The 8,572-nt window shown below is 72.8% G+C and carries 8 protein-coding genes and 1 pseudogene; 7 read left to right on the forward strand and 2 right to left on the reverse strand.

Annotation, left to right across the window (positions count from 1 at the left end; all coding sequences use genetic code 11):
• Positions 1-96 precede the first annotated feature (96 nt).
• From RH94_RS34480 to RH94_RS34505, 7 genes and pseudogenes are all read left to right on the forward strand, one after another.
• Complete coding sequence (locus tag RH94_RS34480) at positions 97-1,023, forward strand: 3,4-dihydroxyphenylacetate 2,3-dioxygenase (protein ID WP_073952237.1); 927 nt, start codon at positions 97-99, stop codon at positions 1,021-1,023.
• An 11-nt stretch (positions 1,024-1,034) separates the two neighbouring features.
• The gene (locus RH94_RS34485) at positions 1,035-1,880 is read left to right on the forward strand and encodes a fumarylacetoacetate hydrolase family protein (RefSeq protein WP_073952238.1); all 846 of its coding nucleotides are present in this window, start codon (positions 1,035-1,037) and stop codon (positions 1,878-1,880) included.
• 586 nt (positions 1,881-2,466) lie between these two features.
• Positions 2,467-3,033 (forward strand): TetR/AcrR family transcriptional regulator, encoded by a 567-nt coding sequence (locus RH94_RS34490; protein ID WP_073952239.1) that lies wholly within the window; start codon positions 2,467-2,469, stop codon positions 3,031-3,033.
• A gap of 172 nt (positions 3,034-3,205) precedes the next feature.
• Complete coding sequence (locus tag RH94_RS34495) at positions 3,206-4,657, forward strand: APC family permease (RefSeq protein WP_073952240.1); 1,452 nt, start codon at positions 3,206-3,208, stop codon at positions 4,655-4,657.
• Between the two features lie 53 nt (positions 4,658-4,710).
• The coding region (locus RH94_RS45610; protein ID WP_234426246.1) for an aldehyde dehydrogenase family protein at positions 4,711-5,000 on the forward strand (290 nt) is incomplete at its 3' end.
• A gap of 1 nt (position 5,001) precedes the next feature.
• A pseudogene (locus tag RH94_RS34500) lies at positions 5,002-6,203 on the forward strand (aldehyde dehydrogenase); the annotation flags it as partial.
• Positions 6,200-6,928, forward strand: coding sequence for a gamma-glutamyl-gamma-aminobutyrate hydrolase family protein (locus tag RH94_RS34505; RefSeq protein WP_073952241.1), 729 nt, complete (start codon positions 6,200-6,202; stop codon positions 6,926-6,928). The pseudogene RH94_RS34500 and the gene RH94_RS34505, both read left to right, overlap by 4 nt.
• A 15-nt stretch (positions 6,929-6,943) precedes the next feature.
• On the opposite strand, the gene RH94_RS34510 is transcribed toward RH94_RS34505, so the two are convergent.
• A complete protein-coding gene (locus RH94_RS34510; RefSeq protein WP_073952242.1) occupies positions 6,944-7,516 on the reverse strand; it encodes a MarR family winged helix-turn-helix transcriptional regulator in 573 nt (190 codons plus the stop codon).
• Positions 7,517-7,629: 113 nt separating this feature from the next.
• Positions 7,630-8,202 (reverse strand): Rv1733c family protein, encoded by a 573-nt coding sequence (locus tag RH94_RS34515; protein ID WP_234426247.1) that lies wholly within the window; start codon positions 8,200-8,202, stop codon positions 7,630-7,632.
• Between the last annotated feature and the right edge of the window lie 370 nt (positions 8,203-8,572).

Genomic DNA, 8,572 nt, shown 5'->3' on the forward strand with positions numbered 1-8,572 from the left:
GCCACTCCGGCGTCGGCCGGGAGGGCGGCACCTGGAGCTTCGACTTCTACTGCGACCTGAAGAACACCGTCACCGCACCGAAGGGATGGAAGGACCATGGGTGAGATCGTCGGGGCGGGCCTGCTCGCCCACGTCCCCACCATCGTGCTGCCCGAGGCCGTCCGGCTGGAGCTGAACGAGGGCAAGGAGATCACCCTCGTCACCGGCCTGGAGCAGCTGCGCAAGGACGTCTTCGAACGTGACGACTACGACACCGTGGTCGTCCTGGACTCCCACTGGGCGACCACCGTCGAGTTCGTCGTCACCGGCCAGCACCGCCGCGCGGGGCTGTTCACCTCCGAGGAACTGCCGCGCGGCATGTGCCGGATGCCGTACGACTTCCCCGGCGACCCCGAGCTCGCGCAGAACATCGCCTCCTTCGCGGACAAGCACGGCACCTGGATCACGGCGATCGACGACGAGTACCTGCCGATCTACTACGCCACCATCAACCTGTGGAAGTTCCTCGGCGAGGGCCTTCCCGACAAGCGGTGGGTGACCATCGGCGTCTGCCAGACCGGCGACATGGAGGACCACCTGCGCCTGGGCCGCGCCCTCGCGGACGGCATCGCCGCCACCCCCGGCCGCCGCGTCCTGCTGATCGCCTCCGGCGCGCTGTCGCACACCTTCTGGCCGCTGCGCGAGCTGCGCGACCACGAATCGAGCGACCCGGCGCACATCTTCACGGCCGAGGCCCGCGAGGCCGACCACGAGCGCATCGCCTGGTTCAAGGAGGGCCGCCACGACAAGGTCCTCGACACCATGGACGAGTTCTGGAAGTACAAGCCCGAGGCGAAGTTCTTCCACTACCTGATGATGGCCGGCGCGCTCGGCGAGCAGGCCTGCACGGCCAGGGCCCGCCAGTATGGCGAGTACGAGAACTCCATCGGCACCGGCCAGGTCCACCTGTGGTTCGACCGCCCGGCCGACGGCTGGACCGGCACCGGTCTGCCCACGTCCCCCGCCCCGCACACGACCGCCTAGAAAGGTCCCCCATGCCCGAGTACCGCCGCATCCTCCTCGACGGTGCCGCCGTCCAGGTCACCGTCGACGGGGACGAGCTGGTCGCCGGGGACGGCCGCCGCGTCAGGATCGACGACGCGCAGCACCTGCCCCCGGTGGTCCCCTCCAAGGTGATCGCCGTCCACCTCAACCACCGCAGCCGGGTCGACGAGTTCCGGATCGACCTGCCCGACACTCCGACGTACTTCCACAAGCCGACCTCCTCGCTCAACTCCCACAAGGGCGCGATCGTGCGCCCCGAGGGCTGCGAGTGGCTGAACTACGAGGGCGAGGTCGCCATCGTCATCGGGAAGACGGCGCGCAACATCTCCCCGGCCGAGGCGGGGGAGTACATCGCGGGATACACGGTCGCCAACGACTACGGCCTGCACGACTTCCGTGACACCGACGCCGGCTCCATGCTGCGCGTCAAGGGCTCCGACACCCTCTGCCCGCTCGGCCCCGGCCTGGTCACCGACTGGGACTTCCGCGGCAAGAAGCTGCGGACCTACGTCAACGGCGAGGTCGTCCAGGACGGCTCGACCGACGAGATGACCTGGGACATGCACTACCTGGTCGCCGACATCGCCCGCACCATCACCCTCTACCCCGGTGACGTGCTGCTCTCCGGCACCCCCGCCAACTCCCGCCCGGTCAAGCCGGGCGACGTGGTCGAGGTGGAGGTCGAGGGACTGGGGCGGCTCACCAACCACGTCGTCACCGGCCCGACCCCGATCCGGACCGACGTCGGCGCCCAGCCGACCGAGTCCGAGGAGGTCCTGTCCACCGCGCTCGGCGGCGACTGGGAATTCCGTGGTATCAGGCCGCCGCGCCGCTGAGCGGGGCGGTGTGGGTAGGGTCGGCACCATGACCGAGCCCGCCGAGCCCGCCGAGCCCGCCGCGTCCGTGGACCCCGCGGACTCCGCCGCGCCCGCGGAGCCCGCAGGGCCCGGTGGGACTTCCGCTTCGGCGGAGTCCGCCGGGCCGGCGGGGGGTGCCAGGTCGGCCGGGGCGAGTGGGAGTGATGGGCCGACCGGGTCGGTCGGGTGCTCCGGGAGCGCCGCGCCTGCCGGACCCGATGGGACTGCCGCGCCCGCGGAGTCCATCGGCTCCGCCACCGCGTCCACGGAGTCCGCGAAGTCGTCCGGGGGCAGGGCCGCCGTGACCGCGGAGCCCGCAGGGTCCGGTGGGACTTCTGTTTCGGCGGAGTCCGCCGGGCCGGCGGGGAGCGCCGGAACTGCGGGGCCCCCGGTCCCCGAGGCCGGGGTGTCCGCGTCCGCCGGATCTGCCGTGCCCGCCGTGTCCGCCGAACCTGGAACCGCTGAGGCCGCAGGGTCCGGTGGGCGCACCGCGTCCGCCGAGGCCGCAGGGTCGGGCGGGGCCGTCGGGTCCGGGTCCGGCCGTGGGCGGCGTCCGCGCAAGCGGGTGCGGAACTACGGGGCAGGCCGGGACGCCCTGCTCGACGCGGCCGTCCGCGTGGTGGCCCGGGGCGGGCTGCGCAGGCTCACCTACCGGGCCGTGGCCGAGGAGGCCGGGGTCACCCACGGGCTCGTCGTGCACCACTTCGGCTCACGTGACGCGCTGATCGAGGAGGCGCTCGCCCACGCCGTGCGCTCCTCCATGAACAGCAGCGCGCTCGAGCCCGGCACGGGCAGCGCCGCGGACTTCTCCGCCGGCCTGGCGGACATGGTGGAGTCCGGCCCGGACCTCCAGGCCTTCCAGTACGAGCTGATGCTGGAGGCGCGCCGCCGCCCCGAACTCATGCCGCACCTGCGCGGCCTGTACGAGGAGTACTTCGACGCCGCCCGGCGCGAGCTGTCCCAGATGCTCGGCCGGCCGGTCGACCGGGGCCTTTACCGGCTGGTCTTCGCGGCCCTGGAGGGCCTGGTGCTGCACCAGCTGGTGTTCGGCGAGCGCGAGGTCACCGAGGAGGCCCTCGCCCGGCTGCGCACCCTGCTCCAGCAGCTCGCCGAGGAACCGGACGGCGCCTGAACCGTACGCTGGACCGAGCGTGCCCCGGACCGCAGGTCACGGCGGCGTAAGAATCGGTGATCCACGCGGATTCCCAGCCCTCAACCTCTTGTCAAACGGATAGTTGCGCCCGCAGGATGATGCAACTCGTTTGGCCCGAAACGACCCTTCCCTTTTCTGGCAGGTGATCCGAGTGGACAGTCAGACGGCCGCCGCGGAGCGGACCGTGCGGGACACATCCACCGCAGCCACGCTCAAGCCCAATGCGCTGGGCGTTTTGGGCATCCTTTTCTTCGTCCTTTCCGCGCAGGCCCCCCTGACCGGCATCGCCGGGGCGGCCCCGATCTCCGTCGCCATCGGCAACGGAGCCGGCACCCCCGCCGCCTACGTGCTGGCGGGCGCCATGATCCTGCTGTTCTCGGTCGGCTTCGTCGCCATGGGACGGCACGTCGTCGACGCCGGCGCCTTCTACACCTACATCGGCAGAGGGCTCGGCCGTACCGCCGGAGCGGGCAGCGCGGGCCTCGCCCTGTTCTCCTACTGCGTCATCCAGGCCGCCATGTACGGGCTGTACGGCTCCATCGTCAGCGGTCTGGTCGCCCAGCACACCGGCCTGGACCTGCCGTGGTGGGTCTGGGCGCTGGCCACCATGGTCCTGGTGAAGGTGCTCGGCGCCGCCGGCATCGAGATGGGCGCCCGCGTGCTGGCCGTCTTCGTCACGGCCGAGTTCAGCATCCTGCTGGTGTTCGGCCTGGTCACCCTGTTCAAGGGCGGCGGGCCCGAGGGGCTCGGCGTGACCCACAGCTTCTCGCCGTCCGCGGCGCTGCAGGGCGCACCCGGTGTCGCCGTGATGTTCGCCGTCGCGTCCATGTTCGGCTTCGAGGCCACCGCCATCTACGGCGAGGAGGCGCGCAACCCGAGGCGGACCGTCCCGCGGGCCACCTACCTCTCCGTGCTCGTGGTCACCGGCTTCTTCGCACTGACCTCCTGGACGCTGATCTCCTCCTACGGCGCCTCGAAGGCGTCGGAGGCCGCCGGCAAGGCGCTGGCGAGCGGGGACTCCACCGGCTTCGTCTTCGCGCCGATCGCCGCGGAGTTCGGCGGCTGGGTGAACCAGGTGCTGCCGATCCTGCTCGCCACCTCCCTGTTCGCGGGCATCCTCACCTTCCACAACTCCGCCAACCGCTACCTGTTCTCGCTCGGCCGTGACGGGCTGCTGCCGCAGGGGCTGTGCCGGCTCAACACCCGCCACGCGCCCGCGGCCGCCGGCTGGGTGCAGACCGTGATCGCGCTGGCCCTGGTCGTGCCCTTCGCGCTGACCGGCAAGGACCCGGTGCTGACCCTCTTCTCCTGGTTCAGCGGGGTGGCCGTCCTGGCGATGATGCTGCTGTACCTGCTGACCTCGGTGTCGGTGGTGGTCTTCTTCCGCCGTGAGCGCCTGGACAACCGGGTGTGGAACACCCTCGTCGCCCCGGTGCTGGGCGTGCTCGGCCTGGCGGGCGCCATCTGGCTGATCCTGGCCAACTTCACCACCCTCATCGGCGGCTCGATCGGCACGGCCGTGGGCCTCACCCTCCTGGTGCCGTTGGTACTGGTGCTGGGCGCGGTGAAGGAACGGGTCAGGCGGCGCCGGGCGACGCCGTAACCACCCCGCCCGCCCTGGAACGACTGAACGATCAACGTGGTCTGGAGGACCGCATGCCCGCTGTCACCCACGACGAGTGGCTCCGCCGCGCGAAGGCGTTCGCACCGCCTCGCGCGCACCACATCGACGGCACCGAGGAGGCCGGCGGCGGCGCCGCCTTCCCCGTCGTCTCACCCCGGGACGGCCAGGTGCTGACCGAGGTCGCCGACGCCGGAACCACCGAGGTCGACGCCGCCGTGGCCGCCGCCCGCCGTGCCTTCGACAGCGGACCGTGGCCCCGGTTGGCGCCCGCCGACCGCGGCCGTGTCCTCCTGCGCGTCGCCGACCTCCTCCAGGAGCGGCGNGGGCGGAGCTCGCCCTCGCCGTGACCCTGGAGATGGGCAAGCCGATTACCGACGCGCACGACATCGAACTGCGCGCCCTGATCAACACCTTCCGCTGGTACGGGCAGCTCGCCGACAAGCTCACCGACGAGTCGCCGCACACCGCGCCGGACGCGCTCGCCCTGGTCACCCGCGAGCCGGCCGGAGTCGTCGGCGCCGTGGTGCCCTGGAACTTCCCGCTGACGCTCGCCGGCTGGAAGGTCGCCCCCGCGCTGGCGGCCGGCTGCACCGTCGTGCTGAAGCCCTCGGAGAGCTCGCCGCTGTCCGCCCTGCTGCTCGCCCGGATCGCCACCGAGGCCGGGCTGCCGCCGGGCGTGCTCAACGTGGTGAACGGCGACGGGCCGGTGGCCGGGCGGGCCCTCGGCCTGCACCCCGACGTCGACGTGCTGGCGTTCACCGGCTCCACGGCCGTCGGCCGGCACTTCCTGCGCTACTCCGCCGACTCCAACCTCAAGCGGGTCTGGCTGGAGCTCGGCGGCAAGTCGCCGAACATCGTCCTGCCCGACGCCCCCGACCTGGCGAAGGCCGCCGCCACCGCCGCCTGGGGCATCTTCTTCAACCAGGGCGAGATGTGCACCGCGCCGTCCCGGCTGCTGGTGCACTCCTCGATCGCCGAGGAGGTCACCGAGGCGGTCGTGGCGCGGGCGCGCGAGCTGCGCGTCGGCGATCCCCTCGACCCGGCCACCGAGATGGGCGCCCTGGTCGGGGAGGCCCACCTCGGCCGCGTACTGGACCACGTCCGGCGGGGCGCCGACGACGGGGCCCGCCTGCGCACCGGCGGGGAGCGGACCCTGACGGAGACCGGCGGCGTCTACCTCCGGCCGACCGTCTTCGACCGCGTCGACCCGGGCAGCCGGCTCGCCCGCGAGGAGATCTTCGGTCCGGTCCTGTCCGTCCTGTCCTTCGACGGGGTCGACGAGGCGGTCGAACTCGCCAACGCCACCGAGTACGGCCTCGCGGCCGGACTGTGGACCTCCGACCTGTCCACCGCCCACCGCGTCTCCCGGGCGCTGAAGGCCGGCACCGTCTGGGTCAACTGCTACGAGGAGGGCGACCTCACCGTGCCCTTCGGCGGCATGAAGCAGTCGGGCAACGGCCGGGACAAGTCCGTCCACGCCCTGGAGAAGTACACCGAACTGAAGACCACCTGGATCCAGCTGTGAGCCGTACCCCCGCCCGTCCCCTGATCGCGATCCCCTCCCGTTTCTCCGCCACCACCTCAGCCCTGCGCTACGCCGCCGAGGTCAACGCGCGCGCCCTCGTCGAGGCGGTGTGGCGGGCCGGCGGCGAACCGGCGAGCATCCACCCGGTGGACCCCGCCGGGCACGACGTCGCCGCACGGCTCGCCCGCTTCGACGGCGTCCTGCTGCCCGGCGGCGGTGACCTCGCCCCGCACCGGTACGGCGCCGCCGACGCCCACGACAGCGTCTACGACGTCGACGACCTCCAGGACGACTTCGACCTGGAGGTGGCCCGCCGCACTCTGGAGTCGGGCCTGCCGCTGCTGGCGATCTGCCGCGGTCTGCAGGTGGTCAACACCGCGCTGGGCGGCACCCTGCACCAGGACATGGGCGGCCCGGGACAGGACCACCGGCACGTCCGGCACCCCGTCTGCCTCGCCCCCGGTTCGGCCCTGGCGGAGATCGCCCGCGTCGACAAGGCCGAGGCATCCTGCTACCACCACCAGCACATCGACCGGCTCGGCGAGGGCCTGACCGTCACCGCACGGGCCGCCGACGGCACGATCGAGGGCGTGGAACTCACCGGCGGCGCGAGCTGGTTCGCGGCCGTGCAGTGGCACCCCGAGGACACCGCACACGAGGATCCGGTGCAGCAGCGCCTGTTCGACGCGCTGGTGGAGGCGGCACGGCCGTCCCGGATCCGCTGAGTCCGCCCCGCCGGCTCATTCCCTGGCGCGGCGCCCGCTGCGGCGCGGCGCCGGGTCCGCGCCGTTCAGCAGCGACCGGCGGCGGTCCTCGCCGTGCTCCTCGACCTGCAGGACCACCCGCCGCAGCATCTCCGCGAGATCCCGGCACTCCTCACTGCTCAACCGCGAGGTGACAAAGGCCTCTTCCTCGTTGAACGCCGGAAAGACCCGGCTCATGAAGTCCTCGCCCCCGGCGGTGAGCGCCAGCAGGACGAGCCTGCCGTCCGTGGGATGGCCGGTACGCCGCAGCAGTCCACGCGACTCCAGAGTGCGGGAGACCCCCGTCAGGGTGCCCTTGGAGATGCCGGCCTCCTCGGCGACGTGCCGGGTCTCGGACTCGCCCCACACCCAGACCACCCACAGCACGACGAACGCGGTCCAGGTCAGGTCCGAGCCGCGCAGCACCGAGTTCTCCAGGTGCTGGCGGACCGCGGAGGCGGCCCGGTAGATGTTGGCCACCGCCGCCATCTGCTCCCGGCGCACGCGGATGCCGCCGAGCTTGGCCTGCGCGAGATTCTCCGCCTCGGTGATGGAACGCTGGCCGGGCACGGGCACTCCCCCTCGCTGATCGCCGGTACCGGGCGGGCCGGTGCCGCCCGCCGGGTCGTTCGGGCTCAAAGTGTACGGCGATCAGCCTCGGGGAACACGGTCCGGAGCCGTCGTCAGCCGGTCTTCCAGCCCCAGGGCGTGTCCACGCGTGCCCATTCCTTGTCCCACTGGTCGAAGCGGCGGTGGTCGAGCCGGGTCCGTATCAGCTTGGCGCCGCCGATGACCACGCCCACGGTGGCCGTGCCCGCCCACAGCCCGCCCAGGGTCGACTGGAACGCGCTGTCGGTCCGCGAGGCGGGCGGGGAGGTCAGGACGCCGTGCCCGTTCGTCCACACCGTGACGGTGGTGCCGGGCGTCGCGGAGGCCGGGACCCTGGTCCGGCCCGTGTGCACCGAGCCGTCCGGATCCGTCCAGCGGACGGTCCCCCACATCAGGACGCCGCTCGTCGGCCGGGTCGCCCCGTGGGTCGCGTCCTGGGTCAGCACGGCGGACAACGGGCGGGTCTCGGCACGGATCCGGTCCGCGCTCCGCTGCATCGCGCCCGCTGTCAGCACTCCGGCCAGCACACCGCCGGCCACGGCGAGGACCCAGGCGACGAGCAGGATCCACGCCTCCACGACGTCGCTGGTCCGCCTGAGCGGATTCCGCCGCCACCGCCACAGCCACACTCCCGCACGACGTGTCACCTTCGACACCCCCTCGTGAGCACCGACGGCCCTGCTTCCAGTGTGCCTCCAGAAGCGATCAGCGGCTTCCGGAAGCACGGAGACTTCCGAAAGTACCGAGAAGGGGAAGCCGGCGCCTTCCGGCGGTCGCGAGGGAGCGTACGCCCGCGCACGCGCCGGTTGCCGTGCGGTGAAGGCGCCGTGATGGGGCCACGGCGCTCGCCGCGCGTGCCCTCGCCCGGCCGGCCACCCGGCCCGGTCCGGCCGAGGCGGTGCCGGGCTGCGGCACCGGGCGGCCCCGGCCGTCCGCCGCCTGACGGGCGACCTGCGGCGGCGCTCCGCCGCGGTCCGCGTCGTGCGGCCGCGACGTGGGCTTCCCGCGCGCCCGGCG

The organism is Streptomyces kebangsaanensis (assembly GCF_001906585.1).
GTDB lineage: Bacteria > Actinomycetota > Actinomycetes > Streptomycetales > Streptomycetaceae > Streptomyces > Streptomyces kebangsaanensis.

What these genes read in the sequence shown, in the direction of transcription:
- RH94_RS34480 (WP_073952237.1), top strand. Translation starts at nt 97, where the DNA reads ATGGGTGAGATCGTCGGGGCGGGCCTGCTCGCCCACGTCCCCACCATC.
- RH94_RS34485 (WP_073952238.1), top strand. Translation starts at nt 1,035, where the DNA reads ATGCCCGAGTACCGCCGCATCCTCCTCGACGGTGCCGCCGTCCAGGTC.